This window comes from Micromonospora sp. MP36, assembly GCF_008119785.1.
GTDB lineage: Bacteria > Actinomycetota > Actinomycetes > Mycobacteriales > Micromonosporaceae > Micromonospora.
Genome location: NZ_VSFA01000120.1, coordinates 1 through 18,374, shown reverse-complemented (window position 1 = coordinate 18,374; position 18,374 = coordinate 1). Strand labels below are relative to the sequence as shown.

Below are 18,374 nucleotides of genomic sequence, written 5' to 3'. Positions count from 1 at the left end.
AGACTCCCGGCCCTTCAGGGCCGGGAGGATGTCAACGCTGGGTATCTTCGACACACCCGCTTCACCGAGCTGGTCGGCATGCCGCCCAGCGCCTACCGGCGCGCAACGGGCGCTGCGGCGGGGGTGCCCCCGCGTGTGGCAAAGCAGGTGACGAGACCGATCAGGATTCACGAAGCGTCGGTCGCCGAGCCGCAACTAGCGTGATCTCCTTGACATCCATCGAATCCGTCACCCTCGACGTGGGCCCGGGTCGGGTCACGTCAAGCTGACGCTGTACCGGCGCCGTGCCCTCGCCAAGGACGTCGGCGTCGCTCCCGACGGCACGGATCGCACCGGCTCATGGTCGGTGGCGATGCCGGGCCGTTCACCGACCCGGACGGGTTCGCCTGGGAGGCCGTATCACCGGCACCCACACGCCGTGACGTGTCGCTGCCGGCTGCGAGAATCCGGTACCCGCAAGGCCAAGCGCTGGAGACCGTGGCGTACGCGAAGCCCACGGCCCGCTGAACCAACCGATGACCGACGGAGCCCGCCCCAGACCGGACGGGCTCTCCACGAAGTGACTGGAGGAAGTATGACGGGCGCGCCGCCGCGTGGACTTGACGAGAGGCTGCGTGACACTCGCGCGAGACTGGAGAGCGACGTTGATCTCTGGGTCGCGACGTCGGGCTCCCCGGGTGGCGTCCACCTCATCCCGCTCTCGTACCTCTGGGACGGGACCGCGTTCCTCATCTCCACGCCGCGCGCCTCGGTCACCGGCCGCAACCTGCTGGCGGACGGCCGGGTGCGCCTCAGCCTCGGGCCGACCCGCGACGTCGTCATCGTCGACGGCACCGCCGAGCCGGTGGACATCGCCGACCTCGCCCCCGGGACGGGCGACGCGTTCGCCACCAGAACCGGCTTCGACCCGCGCGAGCTCGACGAGCCCTACCAGTACTTCCTGATCCGGCCGCGGCGCATCCAGGCCTGGCGTGAGGCGAACGAGCTGCGGGGACGCCACCTCATGCGCGACGGGCCGCTGGCTCGGCTGACCGCCGCCCGGGAACCGCCAGCCCCCGTCAGGCGGCCAGCCGGTGGCGGCGCAGGTATGCGCCGCCACCGGCACTGCCATCTGCCGCCCAGCTCGTATGTCTGAGACCCTGAAGCGCAACTGATGGTTGCGTGATGCCGATCTTCCGGGTAACGTGATGCGCAACCAAACGTTGCAGGAGGGTGTCATGGAGTTCGGAACCATCGAGCGCGAGATCTACGTCGAGGCGTCGCCCGAGATCGTCTTCGAGGTGGTGAGCAGTCCCGACCACCTCAAGCAGTGGTGGCCGGACGACGCCCGGTACGACCCGACGCCAGGGTCGGCGGGGGAGATCGTCTTCGGCGACCCCGAGGCCGGCGGGGGAGTGGTGCCGTTCACCGTCGTCGACGCGCGACCGCCGCGGACGTTCTCGTTCCGGTGGACCCACCCGGCCGGTGAGACCGCGGCGGAGGGCAACTCGCTGCTGGTCACCTTCGACCTGACCCCGTCGCGCGGCGGGACGCTGCTCAAGATGACCGAGACCGGCTTCCGCGAGATGGGCTGGGAGATCGCTGTCCTGGAGCAGCAGTACCAGGAGCACGTCAAGGGCTGGGATTTCTTTCTGCCGCGGCTGGCGCCGTACGTCGCGACGCTGCGGGTGCGGCCATGAGCGCCGCGGTGGCCGAGAAAATCGACGACGACCTCTGGTCCGCGATCGGGGACCCGACTCGGCGTCGAATGCTCGACCTGCTGCTCATCGACGGGGACGGCACCGCGACCACGCTGAGCCAACAGATGCCCGTCACCCGTCAGGCGGTCGCCAAGCACCTCGGCGTCCTCGACCGGGTCGGGCTGGTCCGGGCGACGCCGGCGGGTCGGGAGAAGCGGTACCGCGTGGACGACGCCCAGCTCGCCCGCGCGGTAGCTCAGCTGTCGTCAGTCGGTTCGGCGTGGGATGCCCGGCTGCAGCGGATCAAGCGGATCGCTGAGGCGATCCAGCGCACCCAACAGGACTGACAACGAGACTGACGAGATCAGGGAGAGCCGAGATGGTGGACATTCTGCACCGGGTCGGGGTCACGACCCCGACGCCGGAGAAGGTGTACGACGCGCTGACGACAGTCGAGGGTCTCGCCGGCTGGTGGACCGACGACACGAAGGGCAGTGGCGAGGTCGGCGGCGTCCTCGAGTTCCGGTTCCCGGTCGGTGGCTTCGACATGGAGGTCGTCGAGCTACGGCCGTCCGAGCGGGTGGCGTGGCGGGTGGTCGACGGGCCCGAGGAGTGGATCGGGACCACGATCGACTGGGACCTCCGCCAGGACGGCGACTACACGATCGTGCTGTTCAAGCACCGGGGCTGGAAGGAGCCGGTGGAGTTCATGCACCACTGCAGCACCAAGTGGGGCACATTCCTGATGAGCCTGAAGTCGCTGGTGGAGACCGGCGAGGGCGCACCGGCGCCGCGGGATGTGTGGATCAGCGACTGGCACTGAGTCGAGTCAGCACACTCAGCTTGCCTTGGCGGCAGCGCCAGTGCGTTCGTAGGCGCGGATCACTCGAAGCGTGGGATCCGCGCCTACTGGCGTGCGGAGCCGATCGGTCAGTATGAAATCGGGCAACGTGAACCCGGCTGCATGCTCGTGCTCGGACAGGAAGAACGTTCCGCCCCGTCGCTCGGGCTCCCATCCGTGCTGCAGGGCGTAGCCGATGACGGCTCGCACGTCGCCCGACGTCGGGTAGGCGCCGTCGGTCGCGCATGCTCCCCACGGTGCCGGCCAGGTGATTGACAGCAGATCCGCCTGGACTGGCTGGCTCGTCTTTCCCGCGCCCCAGACCCGTAGCCGGATGCACCGGTGGCAGTCTCCGCTGCCCTGCACGTGATGGATCTCCGCGCGCCACACGAAGGTGCGCGCATCGATTCGCAGCTGCCGGAGTCGAGTCCGCACGTGATCACCTCGCGGTCGATCCTTCCCGATCCGCAGTCGGCAGCCAAGGCATTTGCTCGAGGATCAGTGCTTTGGCGCGTTGCAGGGCAGCGATGGTGTGGTCGATGGCCGTGGGATCGAGTGTGGCCCCACCGTCGCCGTTGACGACTTGCAGGTAGGCGGTGGGCGGTTCCGGCCGTCCGCTGATGCTGATGTCGATGGTGCCGAGGGTGTTGCCCGTCGCGAAGGGGATGCTGCCGACGGGGCCGCTGTGCGCGAGGTGGTTCCCGGGTCGCCGAGCTTCGATGATCTCGCTCTTGCTGTGGCCCTGGCACCAGTGATGGCGGTGCGGGCACGGGAACAAGGGCTCCCCGTTGCGGGTTTCCCCGCCGTTTGGTCTCTTCTGCCCTGCCGCGCCGTCGGCGGCCGCCGCGGTGAGGATGAGCTGGCTGAGGTGACGGGCGAGGGTACGGGCCTCCGCCGGGGTGAGTTGCAGTTCGGTTCGCTCGGAGCGGACGAGGTGTACGGCCCCGACAGTTGATCTGTAGTGGTGGGCGACGACGACTTCGAGCTGTTCCGGGTGCCCCTTCACGGCCGGTTCGAGCAGCAGATCGATGACGCCTTCCCCGTCCGGGAGCAGGTCGCCCTGGTGCACCCGGTTCTCGTAGCAGTCGTCGGGCTGGTGACGGGTGGTGCACCAGTCCGGGCAGGCGGTCTGCAACCAGAACGGCGCTCCGGGCGCGGCGTCGCCGGCCGGGATCGGCTCCTCGGCTCGTGCCGCGGCGAGGACAAGCAGGTCGGCCAGCATTCCGGCCTCCGGCACCCGGCAGGTGGCCCAGGCTTCGGCGAGTTCCGGATCCCGGTACACGCACAGGGTGGGCAGGACGTCCCGCAGCGGCTGCACGAGCCGCAGGGTCAGATACGCCGGCTCCCACCGCTGTGCCGGCGGCAGATCCGTACCTCGATCGACAGCCTCGGCCAGCGACAGCCGCATCATGACCTCGGCACCCACGTGACGACGGTCGACGAGCGGATCTTCCTCGAAGTGACCCTGTACGCACCAGGCCGGCTCGGCATCCTCTCCCTGGGCAGGGTGGCTCTCGGCAGCGTCAACCGAGTCGTCTTCGACACTGGCGCGGACCGGAGCCAGGCCCGACCCGTCGGTGGTTTCCGCACCGTCGCCGGCCGCCGGATGAGAAGCAGTCTCGGCATCTGGTGGTGCGGACAGGTCGGGGAGCGGGTGCGAGGCCATTGTCGAACTCCTCTTCGCGGCACGGCGACCAGCTGTCAGGGACAGGCGAGCGCCAGTGTCAGGGGAAGACGAGCAGCCACGGCGGACCCGGTGTGTGCCCCGGGCTATCGGGCGGCGCGGATCAGAAGGGCCACCGCTGCTGCGAGCCGGCCTCGATGAGCGGGATCATCGCGAACGCGGCGTCGGACAGGCCGCCGAAGGTGTGCCGGTTGCCGGCGGTCGGGGCGTGCCCGACCCGGTAGCCGGCCAGGTTCCATGTGTACACCGGGACGTCCGCAGGCACCCGGGCCGTGACGTCCGCCGCGCTGTGCCAGTGCGCCTGCTCGTCGGTGAGGATCACCACCCGGTCGTGCCCGTCGTAGTGCTCGCGGACCGCCCGTTCGGTCGCGGTGCCGCTGCCGAAGAACCAGCCGCCATCCTTGAAGCGGCGGACCGCCGCCAGCACGGACTCGCCGTCGACGCCGGGGAACACCCTGTTCTCGTCGGAGAAGGACACCACGGTCGCGTCCTGCGCGCGGGCGGCCAGCGCGAGGCCGAACACCGTGGCCGCGTCCCAGCAGCGCAGGGTGCCGTCCTTGCTGAACGCGCTGTGCATCGACCCCGATGTGTCGATCAGGATCAGGGTATGCCCGTCCAGGGCGGGCACGTTCGTCAGCGCGTGCTGCAGCGCCCGCTCCAGTGGCGTCGCCCACCGCGAGCTCGCCGCGTTGTACGCCGACAGGAAGCGCATCGGCAGCACTCGTGACGTGGCAACCTCGCCCGGGTCGGACAGCTTGGCGGCCACCGCCTCGGCGACGCGGTCAGCGACCCCCGCCTGGTCGAAGTTGCGCAGGTTGCGCAGCAGGGCCAGGTAGCCCATGGTGGGGATCACTCCCTCCCAGGCGGCGGCGTCCATCGTGGTCTGCCGCCAGCCGGCGAGCGCCTCCCAGGTCATGCCGGCCGTGCGCAACACCGCCGGGTCGGTGATTTCCCGGCGCTGCATGACCGGGAGCGCCATGAGCTGCGCCCGCGCGGCGAGCATGGTCAGCGACGCCGGCAGCGGTTTGTCCCGCCGGTGGCGGCGGTCCAGGGTGTGCCGGAACAGGTCACCCTGCCGCTCGTCCCTGGCGACCGGGTGGGTCAGGTCGATGACGTCGCCGAAGCGTACGGCGCTGCCGTCGGCGTCGTACTTGAGCAGGCTCCGCTCGTGGTACAGCCGCACGGCCGCGTCGGCGATGCCCCGCTTGACCGGCTTGGGCAGCCGCCGGCCGTACCGCCGCAGCCAGTAGGCGAGCGCCTCGCCCGGCTCGTCCGCGCGCTGCAGCGCCGAGTCCACCACAGACCGGGAACCGGGGATGCCCGCGGCGACCTGGGCGCGGGCGCCCTCGAGGGCGGCCACGACGGACGCCGAACGCAGCATCGCGCCGGTGCGCAGCCACGGTACGAAGCGCGCGAACCAGTCGGGGTCGGCGACCGCGACCACGGCGACCAGTTCCCGGAACCGTTCGTCCCGGGCGGCGGCACCCTCGTAGAAGGTGTCCTCGCCGACCATGTTTGCCGCGCCCAGCAGGAACAGCTCGGTACGTGGCTCGCGGGTGAACCCCGGCGCGCCCTCCGCAGTGGTCAGCTCGTAGTCCGCTTCGTGCCGGTTGGCGCGCAGCTTGAGGTTGAACTTGCCCATCCCGTCCCCGTTTCGGTCGAGCGGGCGGACGCGCCCGCACCGCACGCCCGAGATCGGAGTCGGCGACGGACCGTCCGCCGCTCTGTCCGATTGAGCTATCCCACCCGAGGGTGTTCGGGGGACTCGAACCCCCAACCTGCGGATCCCAGAAGTAACCGTCACCTGCGCACCGGGCGTGCGGTGTGGTGGCGCCCGCCGAGATCAGAGTCGGCGACGGACGGACTCTTCACCGGGGCCGCGGCCCCTCCAAGGATGTAACCGTCACCTTCGCACCGGCAGGTGCGGCATGACCGTAGCGGCGGCAAGGCCGGTCGGGCAACGGGATTTGCCGTGTTGTGATCATGGGCTGTGCTGGGGCCGGCGAAGGGGTGGGCGCTGCCCGAGACCAGGGATGGCGACGGACGTTTGTCGAAGAAGTAACCGTCACCTTCGCACCGGGAAGCGCACGGCGACGATAGCCGTGGCGACCCGGCGCGGCAAGGGGTTTTGCCGGCCTCCCGGTGCGTCGACGTCGCTCAGCTCTTGACCGAGCCGGCCATGAGACCGCCGATGAACCAGCGCCCCAGCACGATGTATACGAGCAGGGTCGGCAGTGACGTGATGAGTGCCCCCGCCATCGAGGCCGCGTAGTCCGGGGACTGGGCACCGGCCAGCGCGTTCAGCGCGATGGTGATGGGTCCGTTGCGGGTGTTCGACATGAAGATGGCGAACAGGTAGTCGTTCCAGGCCGAGGTGAACTGCCAGATGATCGTCACCACGAAGCCGGGCGCCGACAGCGGCAGGATCACCGAAGCGAACGTCCGCAGCATCCCGGCTCCGTCGACCCGGCTCGCCTCGATGAGCTCGACCGGCACGGTCGTGGCGTAGTAGTTGCGGAAGATCAGCGTGCAGATCGGGATGCCGTACACGCAGTGGACGAACACCAGCGTCGGGATGCCCGGCGGCAGGCCGATCTCCTGCACGATCTGCCGCAGCGGGATCATGACCGCCTGGTAGGGGATGAACATGCCGAACAGGATGAGCGTGAACACCACGTCGGCGCCCGGGAACCGCCACCGCGACAGCACGAAGCCGTTGGCGGCGCCCAGCGCCGAGGAGATGAGCGCCACCGGGATCGCCAGTTCGAAGGTACGGATGAACGACGGCCGCAGCGCGGTCCATGCCTTTTCCCAGGAGGCGAACGTCCACTCCGTCGGCAGGTTCCACTGGCCGTTGACGCCGATCTCTCGCCCCGACTTCAGGCTGGTGGCCAGCAGGACGTACGCGGGCATCAGCACGATGACCAGGAAGACGACCAGCAGCGTGTACGTCGCGGCGCGGCCCGCCGGAGAGCGGCGGTTGGCTCCACCGCGTGGCCGGCGGGTCAGCGGCTTGCTGTTGACCGACGCCTGCGGCGCGGGCGTGACGGTGCTGGCGCTCATGAACGACGCTCCACCCGGTTGTTGTAGATGAGGTAGGGCACGATCACCAGGGCGATGAGCAGCAGCAGGATGATCGAGATCGCGGCGGCTTTCGCGTAGTCGCTGGTGAGCAACGTCTGCCAGACGTAGACGGCGGGGACCTCGGTGATCCACTGGGCGCCCGAGACCGACATGATGAGGTCGAACATCTTCATCGACATGTGACCGAGGATGATCATGGCCGACAGGGCGGTCGGCGTCAGCTGCGGGAAGATCACGTGCCGGTACAGCTGGTAGGTGCTCGCCCCGTCCATCGCCGCCGCCTCGCGCAGTTCGGCCGGGATGCCGCGGAACCCGGACAGGAACAGCGCCATCACGTAGCCCGCAAGCTGCCAGATCGCCGGCAGTGCCATGGCTGCCATGCCCCAGTCGGGGTCGGTCCACCACGGGTTTTCCAGGAAGCCCAGGTGCAGGTCGTGGAAGATCCGGTTGAGGCCGCCGGCCTGGTCGCCCGTGCCGGAGTTCATCAGCCAGCGCCACACCACGCCGGACGCGACGAACGACACCGCCATCGGGAACAGGTACACGGCGCGGAAGAACCCTTCCCCGCGTACGCCCCGTTCCAGCAGGAACGCCCACAGCACGCCCATGAGCAGGGCCCCGACCATGAACACGACGGTGAAGATCAGCAGGTTCTTCAGCGAGTGCGTGAACCGGCCGTTGATGTCCTCGGTGAACAGGGCGACGAAGTTGGACAACCCGACGAAGCCCTTGTTGCCCAGGGCGTCGTGCTCGTCGGACAGCGACAGCTTCGCGGTCCAGCCGATCAGCCCGTAGACGAAGACGGCCAGCACGATCAGCGACGGGGAGAGCAGCAGCAGGCCCGGCAACCATCGGCGTATCCTGGCCCGCCGTGCCCCGGGGCTCGGTCTCGGTCGGGTCCGTGGCGGCGTCGGCGGTGCGGTTGTCGTGGTCACCGGTCCTCCCTCAGGGACGCGCGTTGGGACAGGTCAGGGACCTGTCCCAACGCGGCCGTCGGTTCTACTTGCCCGCGTACTGCTTCGCGGCGGCGACGAGCGCACTCTGCAGCGCGGCGACGTCACCGTCGCTGGAGAACTTGCCCTGCGCCGAGGCGACCGCACCCTGCCAACCCTGCGAGCAGGCCGAGCCGTGCGGGCACGACGGGACGGGCTTGCCCTTGGCCCAGTCGGCGATCGCGGCCTGCTGGTAGGCGGGGTAGTCCGTGGCGTTGGCGTCGGTCCGGGCCGGGATCGACCCCTTCTTGGTGTTGAAGGCCTTCTGCCCGGCGGCGCTGCCCAGCGTCTTCAGCCAGCACTTGGTGCCCTCGGGGTTCTTCGCGTTCTTGGGCAGCACGAACGAGTCGGCCAGCCACTGGTAGGCGTCGCCGTTACCGGGGAAGACCGAGTAGTTGTAGTCCTTGAAACCCTTCGCGTCGAGGTCCGCGGCCTCCCAGTCACCCATCAGCTGGTAGGCGGCCTTGCCCTCCATGACGAGCTTCTCGGCGTCGGTCCAGTCGAAGGTGTCGCGGTCCTTGTTGGAGTACGACAGCAGCTTCTTGTAGTCGTTGATGGCGTCGGTGATGTCCGCGCCCGCCCAGTCGGTCTGGCCGGTCCAGAGGCCGCTGAACTTCTCCGGCCCCAGCTTCGAGATCAGCACCGCCTCGAAGAGCATCTGCTGCGTCCAGTCCTTGCCGAGCGCGAGCGGCGTCGCCACGCCCTTGGCCTTGAGCGTGTCCAGCTGGGTGAAGAACTCCGGCAGCGTCGTCGCCGGGGCCGTGATGCCGGCCTTGCTCAGCACGGACTTGTTTCCCCACAGCACGTTGGCGCGGTGGATGTTGGCCGGCACAGAGTAGATCTTGCCGTCGACGGTCAGGCTGTCGACGAGACCCTTCGGGAACGCCGAGTCCAGGCCCCACTCCTTGTACTGCGCGCTGAGGTCCTCGATCTGACCGGCCTTGATGTAGTCGGACAACTCGGCGCCGGCGTGGGCCTGGAACGTGTCCGGCGGGTCGCTCTGCTGCAGCCGTGAGGCCAGGACCTGCTTGGCGTTGGATCCGGCACCGCCGGCGACCGCGCCGTTGACGAACTCGTACTGCGCGCAGTCGGTCTTGAACTGGGCTACCAGGCCGTCCAGGCCGGCCTTCTCGCCGCCGTCGGCCCACCAGGTGAACACCTCGACCTTCTTGCTGCCGGCTCCGCCGTCGCCGTCGTCGGCGCCGCAGCCGCTCGCCAGCAGGGCGAGCGCCATGCCGGCCGCGGCAACGGCGGTGCGTGTGCGCGAGCGCATACGTCCTCCATCAGGGTTCTCGTGGGGTGTCGGGATGTGATGGAACATGTTCAAGCTTGGTAGAAAGGTCTACTGTGACCCTCGCGCCATCACCCAAGTTGTGTCAACTATTGGCAATCAAGTTGTGATCTGTCGGCAATACCCCGCCCTGGCCGACCAATTTCGTCCATTCTTGACAGAACTCGGGCGCGCGCAGCAGCATCGCGCCATGGCGACACAGCGGATCGACCCGCGGACCCTGTCGCGTCCCGGCGCTTCGACCCTTGTGGACCGGGTGGCCAGAACCCTGCGCCTGTACGGGCCCAGCACCCGCGCCGAGCTGGTCGCGCTCAGCGGCCTGTCCCGAACCACCGTCTCCGCCGCCCTCGCCGACCTCGGCGCCGCCGGTCTCGTCGGTGAGCGCACCGGCGCGCAGGGCCGGCCCGGCGGCGGACGGCGGGCCTCGATCGTCCGGCTGACCCGGCGGGCCGGGCTCGCCGCCGGCGTCGACATCGGCCGCCGCCACGTCCGGCTCGCCCTCGCCGACCTCGGGCACGACGTGCTCAGTGAGCACGAGACCCGCACCGGCGTCGACCTCGACGACCGGCCGGACGAGGCGCTCGCGGCGGCCGCCGACCTGTTCGACGCCGCGTTGGCCGGCATCGACGCCCGCCGCGACGACGTCGTCGCCGTCGGTCTCGGCGTACCGGCCCCGATCACCCGCGACCGACGTGTCGGCTCTGCACCGATGCTGCCCGGCTGGGCCGACCTGCGTCCGGCCGACGCGTTCGCCGACCTGCTCGGCGTGCCCGTCCGGGCCGAGAACGACGCCAACCTCGGCGCGCTCGGCGAGTACGTCTGGGGCGCCGGTCGCGGCTGCACGGACCTCGTCTACGTCAAGCTGGCCACTGGCGTCGGCGCCGGCATCGTGCTGGACGGCCGGCTGTATCGCGGCGCCGCCGGCACGGCCGGAGAACTCGGTCACGTCACCCTCGACGCCAGGGGCGCGGTCTGCCGATGCGGCAACCGTGGCTGCGTCGAGCTCGCCGTCGGCGGTCGGGCGCTGCTCGCCCACGCCCGACAGGCCAAGCCCGAGCTGGCCGACCTCGCCGCGCTCATCGCCGCCGCCCGGCACGGCGACCCCGGCTGCCGCCGGCTCGTCGCCGACGCGGGGACGCAACTCGGCTACGCGCTGGGCAATCTGGTCAACCTCATCAACCCGCAGCGCATCGTCCTCGGCGACGAGCTCGGCGCCGCCACCGACCTGCTGCGCGAGCCGTTGCAGCGCGGCCTCGCCGAGACCGCGTTCGCCGTGGCGGCCGAGGCGGTCGAGGTGGTGCAGAGCGACCTAGCGCTGCGGGCGGCGGCGTACGGCGGAATCGCGCTCGCCCTCGGGGTCGACACCGTTCCGTTCGCCACCCTCCGCACGGCGGAGCCGGCAGACCGATCGGTGGCCCGGTAACACATGTCGCCCCGGTCGACCGGCCACCGGGCGAGGTCGGTGGGCCGGTGCGCAATCCCTGCTGAACACACCGGCTCGCGTTGGCCCGCGGGACTGCGCCGACCCCGAGCGCCTTGGACGGCTGCGATGATGGCGGCATGCAACCACCCGCCTCGGGGACCGAGCAGGCCGCTGTCGAGGCGCTGATGGCGGCCAGCCGCGCGTTCGTCGGTCTCGCCGCCCGCTCGCTGGCCGGCCTCGACGCCGAGGTCACCCTGCCGCAGTTCCGGGCGCTGGTCGTGCTGGCCGCCCGCGGACCGCAGCGTGCCGCCGACATCTCCGCCGAGCTCCAGGTCGCCGCGTCGACCGGCACGCGGATGTGCGACCGGCTGATCCGCAAGGGTCTGGTCCGCCGGTCCCGCTCCACCAGCGACCGCCGGGTGGTGCGGCTGCGGCTCACCCCCGCCGGGCTGGCCCTGGTGCAGGAGGTGATCCTCCGGCGGCGCGCGGAGCTGTCCCGGATCGTCGCCGCGACCTCCGTCTACTGGCAGCCGGCGGTGACCGAGGCGCTGGCCGCGTTCGCCACCGCCGCCGGCGAGGTGCCCGAGCAGGAGTGGTGGCTGGGCTTCACCACGTCCGACGGCCAGGCGGAAGCCGAAGCCGAAGCCGAAGCCGAAGCCGAAGCCTGACATCCCGCCAGCTGGTGCGCGGGAAGCCCTGGTCCAGGTGCTGGCACAGTGCAATGATGGGAGTATGCAAGCGACGGTGTGACGGCACCGCCGAAGAACGTCACCATCAGTGACGGGAGGCACGCCATGGACCGCGACGGACACCACGAGGTCGCCCGCATCGACGACACGGTCACCCCGGACACCCTGCACGAGCGGGCCGAGCGGGTGGCGGTTCCCGACTTCGACTACCTCACCCAGACCATCGAGGCGGTCGCGGAAGGACTCACCCCCCACCCCGGCCGGGCCCGGCGGGGCTGACCCCCGTCCGCTACGCGGGGGTGTGCTGCTCCGCGGCCGAGGCGGAGGTCCGCGTGCTGGCGCCGCTGAGCTGGCGGGCCGAGTTGACCAGGCCGACCAGGCTGAACGCCTGGGGCGTATTGCCCAGCTGCCGGCCGCTGACCGGGTCGTACTCCTCGCTGAGCAGGCCGACATCGTTGCGCAGGTCGAGCAGCCGCTCGAAGATCCGCTGCGCCTCCGCCGCCCGACCGATGTTGTGCAGCGCGTCGACCAGCCAGAACGTGCAGGCCAGGAAGGCACCCTCGCCGCCGGGCAGGCCGTCGACGTGGTCGTCGTTCTCCGGCCGGTAGCGCAGCAGGAAACCCTCCCGGCACAGCTCCCGCTGCACCGCCTCGACGGTGCCGATCAGCCGTGGATCGGCCCACGGCAGGAAACCCACCCGGGGTATCAGCAGCAGCGCGGCGTCCAGGCCCCGCGAACCGTAGAACTGGGTGAAGGTGTGGCGGGCCAGGTCGAACCCGCGGGCGCAGACCTCGGCGTGGATGGTGTCGCGGACGTTCCGCCACCGGTCCACCGGCCCGTCGAGGCCGTGCCGCTCGACGGCCGCCACAGCGCGGTCGAAACCAGCCCACGCCATCACCTTCGAGTGCACGAACTGCCGGCGCGGTCCGCGTACCTCCCAGAGACCGTTGTCGGGCTGACGCCAGTTGCCCTCCAGGAAGTCCAGCAGGGCGCGTTGCACGTCCCACGCCTCCTCGCTGGTGGCGATGCCGGCCTCGCGGCTGAGATGCAGACCGTCCAGCACCTCACCCCACACGTCGAGCTGGAGCTGCTCGGCGGCGGCGTTGCCGATCCGCACCGGACGGGAGCCGGCGTATCCGTCGAGCCAGCGCAGGGTCTGCTCCGGGATGCGGCGGGTCCCGTCGAGGGCGTACATGATCTGCAGGTCGGCGGGGTCCCCGGCGATCGCCCGCAGCAGCCACTCCCGCCACGCCTTCGCCTCGGCGACGTAACCCGTGCCGAGCAGCGCCTGGAGGGTGAAGGTGGCGTCGCGCAGCCAGCAGTAGCGGTAGTCCCAGTTGCGCGGCCCGCCGAACTGCTCCGGCAGGGAGGTGGTGGCGGCCGCGAGGATCCCGCCGGTCGGGGCGTAGGTGAGCGCCTTGAGAGTGATCAGCGCCCGGCGGACGGCGTCCGGCCAGCGCCCGTCGTACGCACAGCGGCCGATCCACTCCCGCCAGTACCGTTCCGTGTCGGCGATCGCGGCGTGCGCGTCGACCGGGGTGGGTCGGGGCAGGTGAGAGGGCTGCCAGGTGAGCACGAACGGCACCCGCTCGCCGGCCGCCACGGCGAACTCGGCCACCGTGGAACGGTCCTGCCCGCGCAGCGGGACGTCGGTGCGCAGCCACGCCGCGTCCGGGCCGGCGACGACGCCGAGGTCCCGGCCGTGATGCCGCACCCAGGGCACGATGTGGCCGTAGTCGAAGCGCAGTCGCAGGTCCATCCGCATCGGGACCCGGCCGGACAGACCCTCCACCACGCGGACGACGTCGGGTGCGTGGCCGCGTGGTGGCATGCAGCCCACCACCCGCACGCTGCCGTCCGGGGTGTCCCACTCGGTCTCCAGGATCAGCGTGTCGTCGCGGTAGCGGCGCCGGGTGGCCGGTTCGCCGGCGGCCGGGGCGAGCCGCCAGCGCCCCGCCTCCTCGTCGGCGAGCAGGGCGGCGAAGCAGGCAGGCGAGTCGAAGCGGGGCAGGCAGAGCCAGTCGATCGACCCGTCCCGGGCCACCAGCGCGGCGGTGTGCAGGTCGCCGAGCAGGGCGTAGTCCTCGATCGGACGCGGCACGGGGACCTCCTAGTCGAGGGTGAGCACGGTCTTGATGTCGTCGGGTCGGGGGATGAGCGCCTCGGCGAACCGGCTCAGCGGCACCCGCCGGGTGATCAGGCGCTCCAGCCAGTCCGGGTCGGCGGCGGCCAGCGCGTCGGCCGCCGCCGCGTAGTGCCGCAGGTTCGCGTTGACCGAGCCGACCACCACGTCGTTCTCCAGCACGAGGTCCCGGTTGGTCGCGCCGGCGTCGACGGGGATGGTCCGGCCGCCGGAGGAGACCCCGGTGAGGCAGACGATCCCGTAAGCGGCGGTGCCGTTCATCGCGTCGACGACCACCCGGCCGACGCCGGTGGCCTCGATGACCAGATCCGGGCGGAGCTTCTCCGTGAGGTCCGCCAGCGGCTGGCTGTGGTAGGTGGCGCCGAGCGCCGCCACCGCGGCCGGTTTCGGGCCGTCGCTGACCAGGTCGAGCACGTGCACGTCCAGGCCGCGTTGCACGCCGAGCAGTGCGGCGAGCAGCCCGATCGGTCCGGCGCCGGTCACCAGGGCCGTCTGGGGCGCGTACCAGGAGCGGGCGCCGACCCGGTCGACCTGCTCCCACGCCTTGGCCACCACGCTGGTGGGTTCCAGCAGCATGCCGACCCGCTCCAGCCGCGGGTCGAGCTTGACCGCGTAGTCGGTCTCGACGGTCCACAGTTCGCTGCCGTAGCCGTCGCGTTCCTTGATGCCGCGCTCGGTGTAGCGGCCGTTGCGGCACATGTCGAACTCGCCGCGGGCGCACGCGCCGCACGGCACCGGGTCGGGGCGGCGGACCACGCCGACCACGAGGTCGCCCTCGGCGAGGTCAGCGCCGGCCGGGGCGCGGCGAACCCGGCCGAGCGACTCGTGGCCGAGCACGAGCCGGTCCCGGCCGGGCGGGGCCCAGCCGTACCGCCCCTCGATGATCTCCCGGTCGGTGCCGCAGATGCCCAGGGCGATCCCCTCGACCAGCAGTTCCCCCTCCGCGGGGGTGGGCTCGGGCAGGTCGGTCAGGGCGGCGGTGCCGGCGTGCTGCGGGGTGACAGTCAGGGCGCGCACGGCGTCTCCCTTCAGGCGTGGACGGTTTCCGGGGACGCGGTCTCCGGGGGGAACCGCCTCCGCACGATCGGGCACCGTCAATGTCGCTACCCCGACCGAACCTGAGGTAATCGGCACGACGTCGAGATTCCCCGCACAGGGCAACCGTCGATCGGTGCCCGGTGCGGCGCTACTCGAGGCTGGCCAGCTCGTCGGCGGACAGGCGGAGCGCCCCGGCGGCCACGTTCTCGACCAGGTGATCCGGGTTGCCCGTACCCGGGATGGCCAGCACGTGCGGCCCTCGGCTCAGCGTCCAGGCGATGCGGACCTGCGCGGGCGTGACGCCGTGCGCATGTGCGACGGCGCGGACCGCCTCATCGTCGGCGACACCGCCGGCCTCCCGTCCGTCACCGGCGATCGCGAAGAAGGGCACGAATGCGATGCCCTGCTCGCCACACGTACGGAGGGTTTTCTCGCTGATACGTTTGTCGATGCCGTACGCGTTCTGCACGCACACGACGGGGGCGATCGCCTGGGCCTGTGCGAGATGTTGCGGGCGGACATTGGAGATGCCCAGGTGCCGGATCAGGCCCGCGTCGCGCAGTTCGGCAAGCGCACCGAAGTGTTCGGCGATCGACTCGAGGCCGTGCTGGCGCAGGTTCACCACGTCCAGGTGGTCGCGGCCGAGCTGGCGCAGGTTCTCCTCGACCTGCCCACGTAGCTGATCCGGCCGGGCCAGCGGCAGCCACTCGCCGGACGGATCCCGACCGGGGCCGACCTTCGTGGTGATCACCAGATCGTCGGGGTACGGCGCGAGCGCCCGGTTGATCAGCTCGTTGGCCGAGCGCAGCGAGGAGAAGTAGAACGCCGCGGTGTCGATGTGGTTCACACCCAACTCGACCGCACGGCGCAGCACACCGATGACCCGGTCGCGGTTGCTTGACGTGCCGAGGCCGAAGGCGGCGCTGCCCGTCAACCGCATCGCGCCGAATCCGATCCGGTTGACGGTCAGGTCGCCGAGCGTCCACGTACCCGCCGAAGCCGCGGTGATCTCAAGAGGAGGCATCGGGCGACCATAGCCATGGCCGCTGAGCTGCGCATTCGGTCGGGTGCCCGATGGTGCCCCGCCAAGATCCCTGTTACGTTATTTATGGTCAGGGAGCATGGTGCCGCCGGGCACACCAGCCATGGGGTGGCCGTCCGGTAGCCGTGGTTCCGCCAAGCGGACCAGGTCCCGGAGTGGGTCACCCGACAGAAGCGGCGGGCAGCGGGTGCGGCGCCGGCGGCAACCGTCATGATGAGCCGGTGAAGATCCTGTCCATCCAGTCTTCGGTCGCCTACGGCCACGTCGGCAACTCGGCGGCCGCCTTCCCCCTTCAGCGCCTCGGGCACGAGGTCTGGCCCGTCGTGACGGTCCACTTCTCCAACCACACCGGGTACGGCGCGTGGCGCGGGCCGCTGCTGGCGCCGGCCGACGTGGCCGAGGTGATCGCGGGCATCGCGGACCGCGGGATCCTCGGCGACGCCGACGCGGTGCTGTCGGGCTACCAGGGTGACCCGGCGATGGGCGCGGTGATCCTCGACGCGGTGGACAAGGTCAAGGCGGCCAACCCTGACGCCGTGTACTGCTGCGACCCCGTGATGGGCGACGCCGGCCGCGGGATGTTCGTCCGGCCAGGCATCCCCGAGTACATGCGGGACGTCGTCGTCCCGCGCGCGGACATCATCACCCCGAATCAGTTCGAGCTGGACTTCCTCGCCGGCCGTACGACGAACTCCCTGCCCGAATTGCTGGAAGCGGTCGACGTGGTGCGCGCGACCGGGCCGCGGCACGTCCTGGTCACCAGCGTGCTCCACGGCGACCTCCCGGCGGGGTCGCTGGAAGTGGTGGCCGTCTCGGACGAGGGCGCCTGGGCGGTGACCACCCCGCTGCTACCGATCAGCCCGAACGGCGGCGGCGACGTCACCGCTGCGCTGTACCTCGCGCACCTGTGGACGAGCGGCTCGCCCGCGACGGCACTGGAACGCACCATCGCGGCCGTCTTCGCCGTACTCGAGGCGACCCTCGCCGCGGGCACCCGGGAGATCCAGCTGATCGCGGCCCAGGAGGCGATCGCCGACCCGCCGGCCAGCTTCGCCGCCCGGCGGCTGCGCTGACGCGACTCCCGTTCGGGCCCGTCACGGACGCGGCCATTGCCGGAGCATGATCTCCCCCGATCGCCCGGCGGCCGGGTCCGGTAGGGGACCGGCCCGGGATCCCACCAGCTACGCCAGCACGTAGCGGACAGCTCCGGCATGCCGGTCGATCGTCAGGAGCCGAGATAGCTCAGGATCGCCAGAACACGGCGGCTGTAGCCGGCGGCTCCCGACAGATCGAGCTTGTCGAAGATGCTGTTGACGTGCTTCTCCACCGCGCTCTGCGAAATGTGCAGCCGCCCGGCGATAGAGACATTGGTGTATCCCTGTGCCATGTGGTGCAGCACGTCCCGCTCCCGAGGCGTGAGACGGCTGAGCGGGTCGGCGTGGCTGGTGGCGGACATGAGTTGGCGGACGACCTCGGGATCGAGCGCGGTGGCGCCGGCGGCGACGCGGTCGAGCGCGTCGAGGAAGTCGTCGACCTGCGCGACGCGGTCCTTGAGGAGGTAGCCCACGCCTTCGGAGCGGTCCGCGAGCAGTTGGGCGGCGTAGCGCTTCTCGACGTACTGGGAGAGGACCAGCACCGCGATACCGGGCCAGCGGCGACGGATCTCGACCGCTGCCCGAAGCCCGTCGTCGGTATTGGTCGGGGGCATGCGCACATCGGTGACGACGGCGTCCGGGCGGTGCTGTTCGACGGCGGCGACGAGTTGCTCCGCGTCCGCGGCGGCGGCAACCACGTGGTGGCCCTCATCGGCGAGCAGGCGGGTCAGCCCGTCCCGCAGGAGAGTGGAGTCTTCGGCGAGGACTATGCGCACGGCAGTGCCGCCCTGATGGTGGTGGGGCCGCCAGGTGGGCTGTGCACCTCAAGCCGCCCGTCGAGGGCGCTGACCCGACGGGCGAGGCCCTGCAGACCGCTGCCGTGCGGGTCGGCACCGCCGACACCGTCGTCGTGCACCAGCATCTCCACCCCTTTCGCCCGAGGGCTGATCTTGATGCTGATCACGGTAGCGCGAGCGTGTTTGGCGGCGTTGGTGATCGCTTCGCAGGCGACGAAGTACAGCACGGTCTCGATGGGCCGCGGCGGCCGGACCGGCACGGTGTAGCTGACCTGGACGGGTATCGCCGAGCGTTGCGCCACCAGGGCCAGCACCTCGTCAAGGCTGCTGTGATCGAGCGCCGACGGGTATACCCGCCACGCCACCTCCCGCAGGTCGTCGATGGCACGTTGGATGTCACCGTGCGCCTGTACAAGGAGCTCACGTGCGGTGCCGGGATCGCGGCTGCGGCGGGCGCGGCCGAGCAGCATGCCGAGCGCCACCAGGCGCTGCTGGAGCCCGTCATGCAGGTCGCGTTCGATGCGCTGTCGCTCGGCGTCCACGGCAGCGATCACCCCGGCGCGGCTCGCGGTCAACT

At 70.8% G+C, this 18,374-nt stretch carries 19 protein-coding genes and 1 pseudogene; 9 read left to right on the top strand and 11 right to left on the bottom strand.

What is annotated here, in order from left to right; all coding sequences use genetic code 11:
* The 5 genes and pseudogenes from FXF52_RS42670 to FXF52_RS35940 all read left to right on the top strand — a co-directional run.
* Positions 1-204 (top strand): annotated as a pseudogene (locus tag FXF52_RS42670) (hypothetical protein); the annotation flags it as partial.
* Positions 205-574: 370 nt separating this feature from the next.
* The gene (locus FXF52_RS35955) at positions 575-1,135 is read left to right on the top strand and encodes a pyridoxamine 5'-phosphate oxidase family protein (RefSeq protein ID WP_222870861.1); all 561 of its coding nucleotides are present in this window, start codon (positions 575-577) and stop codon (positions 1,133-1,135) included.
* An 82-nt stretch (positions 1,136-1,217) separates the two neighbouring features.
* On the top strand, positions 1,218-1,679 hold the full coding sequence (locus FXF52_RS35950; protein WP_148804104.1) for an SRPBCC family protein: 462 nt from the start codon (positions 1,218-1,220) through the stop codon (positions 1,677-1,679).
* Positions 1,676-2,026 (top strand): metalloregulator ArsR/SmtB family transcription factor, encoded by a 351-nt coding sequence (locus FXF52_RS35945; protein WP_148804101.1) that lies wholly within the window; start codon positions 1,676-1,678, stop codon positions 2,024-2,026. Before FXF52_RS35950 ends, FXF52_RS35945 begins: the two co-directional genes overlap by 4 nt.
* A 32-nt stretch (positions 2,027-2,058) precedes the next feature.
* The gene (locus FXF52_RS35940) at positions 2,059-2,502 is read left to right on the top strand and encodes an SRPBCC domain-containing protein (protein WP_148804100.1); all 444 of its coding nucleotides are present in this window, start codon (positions 2,059-2,061) and stop codon (positions 2,500-2,502) included.
* Positions 2,503-2,517: 15 nt separating this feature from the next.
* Here the strand turns inward: FXF52_RS35940 and FXF52_RS35935 are convergent, their stop codons facing one another.
* The 6 genes from FXF52_RS35935 to FXF52_RS35910 form a co-directional block, all read right to left on the bottom strand.
* Positions 2,518-2,955, bottom strand: coding sequence for an integrase (locus FXF52_RS35935; protein ID WP_148804098.1), 438 nt, complete (start codon positions 2,953-2,955; stop codon positions 2,518-2,520).
* A gap of 4 nt (positions 2,956-2,959) precedes the next feature.
* Positions 2,960-3,946 carry a hypothetical protein gene (locus tag FXF52_RS35930; protein WP_148804096.1) on the bottom strand — a complete coding sequence of 329 codons (987 nt, stop codon included), beginning with the start codon at positions 3,944-3,946 and terminating at the stop codon, positions 2,960-2,962.
* A 361-nt stretch (positions 3,947-4,307) separates the two neighbouring features.
* Positions 4,308-5,846, bottom strand: a complete 1,539-nt coding sequence (locus FXF52_RS35925; RefSeq protein WP_148804094.1) for a TROVE domain-containing protein — start codon at positions 5,844-5,846, stop codon at positions 4,308-4,310.
* A gap of 515 nt (positions 5,847-6,361) precedes the next feature.
* Complete coding sequence (locus FXF52_RS35920; RefSeq protein WP_148804092.1) at positions 6,362-7,267, bottom strand: carbohydrate ABC transporter permease; 906 nt, start codon at positions 7,265-7,267, stop codon at positions 6,362-6,364.
* On the bottom strand, positions 7,264-8,106 hold the full coding sequence (locus tag FXF52_RS35915) for a carbohydrate ABC transporter permease (protein WP_255472725.1): 843 nt from the start codon (positions 8,104-8,106) through the stop codon (positions 7,264-7,266). The genes FXF52_RS35920 and FXF52_RS35915 overlap by 4 nt, the downstream gene beginning before the upstream one ends.
* A 181-nt stretch (positions 8,107-8,287) precedes the next feature.
* Positions 8,288-9,553, bottom strand: a complete 1,266-nt coding sequence (locus FXF52_RS35910; RefSeq protein WP_148804090.1) for an ABC transporter substrate-binding protein — start codon at positions 9,551-9,553, stop codon at positions 8,288-8,290.
* A 208-nt stretch (positions 9,554-9,761) separates the two neighbouring features.
* Between FXF52_RS35910 and FXF52_RS35905 the strand changes: the two genes are divergently transcribed.
* The 3 genes from FXF52_RS35905 to FXF52_RS42115 all read left to right on the top strand — a co-directional run bounded on the left by FXF52_RS35905 (position 9,762) and on the right by FXF52_RS42115 (position 11,962).
* Complete coding sequence (locus FXF52_RS35905; protein WP_187413918.1) at positions 9,762-10,994, top strand: ROK family protein; 1,233 nt, start codon at positions 9,762-9,764, stop codon at positions 10,992-10,994.
* Between the two features lie 137 nt (positions 10,995-11,131).
* Complete coding sequence (locus FXF52_RS35900; RefSeq protein WP_255472724.1) at positions 11,132-11,662, top strand: MarR family winged helix-turn-helix transcriptional regulator; 531 nt, start codon at positions 11,132-11,134, stop codon at positions 11,660-11,662.
* 126 nt (positions 11,663-11,788) lie between these two features.
* The gene (locus tag FXF52_RS42115) at positions 11,789-11,962 is read left to right on the top strand and encodes a hypothetical protein (RefSeq protein ID WP_187413917.1); all 174 of its coding nucleotides are present in this window, start codon (positions 11,789-11,791) and stop codon (positions 11,960-11,962) included.
* Between the two features lie 10 nt (positions 11,963-11,972).
* On the opposite strand, the gene FXF52_RS35895 is transcribed toward FXF52_RS42115, so the two are convergent.
* From FXF52_RS35895 to FXF52_RS35885, 3 genes are all read right to left on the bottom strand, one after another.
* Positions 11,973-13,784, bottom strand: a complete 1,812-nt coding sequence (locus FXF52_RS35895) for a glycoside hydrolase family 15 protein (protein WP_148804086.1) — start codon at positions 13,782-13,784, stop codon at positions 11,973-11,975.
* Between the two features lie 9 nt (positions 13,785-13,793).
* Positions 13,794-14,843: a glucose 1-dehydrogenase gene (locus tag FXF52_RS35890; RefSeq protein ID WP_148804084.1), complete on the bottom strand. Its 1,050-nt coding sequence runs from the start codon at positions 14,841-14,843 to the stop codon at positions 13,794-13,796.
* A gap of 169 nt (positions 14,844-15,012) precedes the next feature.
* Positions 15,013-15,888 carry an oxidoreductase gene (locus FXF52_RS35885; protein WP_148804082.1) on the bottom strand — a complete coding sequence of 292 codons (876 nt, stop codon included), beginning with the start codon at positions 15,886-15,888 and terminating at the stop codon, positions 15,013-15,015.
* 239 nt (positions 15,889-16,127) lie between these two features.
* Between FXF52_RS35885 and pdxY the strand changes: the two genes are divergently transcribed.
* Positions 16,128-16,979, top strand: coding sequence for a pyridoxal kinase PdxY (gene pdxY, locus FXF52_RS35880; RefSeq protein ID WP_148804080.1), 852 nt, complete (start codon positions 16,128-16,130; stop codon positions 16,977-16,979).
* 152 nt (positions 16,980-17,131) lie between these two features.
* Here the strand turns inward: pdxY and FXF52_RS35875 are convergent, their stop codons facing one another.
* Positions 17,132-17,776 (bottom strand): response regulator transcription factor, encoded by a 645-nt coding sequence (locus FXF52_RS35875; protein WP_148804079.1) that lies wholly within the window; start codon positions 17,774-17,776, stop codon positions 17,132-17,134.
* On the bottom strand, positions 17,767-18,374 hold a 608-nt coding region (locus tag FXF52_RS35870; protein WP_255472723.1), incomplete at its 5' end, for a sensor histidine kinase. The genes FXF52_RS35875 and FXF52_RS35870, both read right to left, overlap by 10 nt.

Coding starts and splice junctions, on each gene's coding strand:
- FXF52_RS35955 (WP_222870861.1), top strand. CDS start 575: ATGACGGGCGCGCCGCCGCGTGGACTTGACGAGAGGCTGCGTGACACT.
- FXF52_RS35950 (WP_148804104.1), top strand. CDS start 1,218: ATGGAGTTCGGAACCATCGAGCGCGAGATCTACGTCGAGGCGTCGCCC.
- FXF52_RS35945 (WP_148804101.1), top strand. CDS start 1,676: ATGAGCGCCGCGGTGGCCGAGAAAATCGACGACGACCTCTGGTCCGCG.
- FXF52_RS35940 (WP_148804100.1), top strand. CDS start 2,059: ATGGTGGACATTCTGCACCGGGTCGGGGTCACGACCCCGACGCCGGAG.
- FXF52_RS35925 (WP_148804094.1), bottom strand. CDS start 5,846: ATGGGCAAGTTCAACCTCAAGCTGCGCGCCAACCGGCACGAAGCGGAC.
- FXF52_RS35920 (WP_148804092.1), bottom strand. CDS start 7,267: ATGAGCGCCAGCACCGTCACGCCCGCGCCGCAGGCGTCGGTCAACAGC.
- FXF52_RS35910 (WP_148804090.1), bottom strand. CDS start 9,553: ATGCGCTCGCGCACACGCACCGCCGTTGCCGCGGCCGGCATGGCGCTC.
- FXF52_RS35905 (WP_187413918.1), top strand. CDS start 9,762: ATGGCGACACAGCGGATCGACCCGCGGACCCTGTCGCGTCCCGGCGCT.
- FXF52_RS35900 (WP_255472724.1), top strand. CDS start 11,132: ATGCAACCACCCGCCTCGGGGACCGAGCAGGCCGCTGTCGAGGCGCTG.
- FXF52_RS42115 (WP_187413917.1), top strand. CDS start 11,789: ATGGACCGCGACGGACACCACGAGGTCGCCCGCATCGACGACACGGTC.
- FXF52_RS35885 (WP_148804082.1), bottom strand. CDS start 15,888: ATGCCTCCTCTTGAGATCACCGCGGCTTCGGCGGGTACGTGGACGCTC.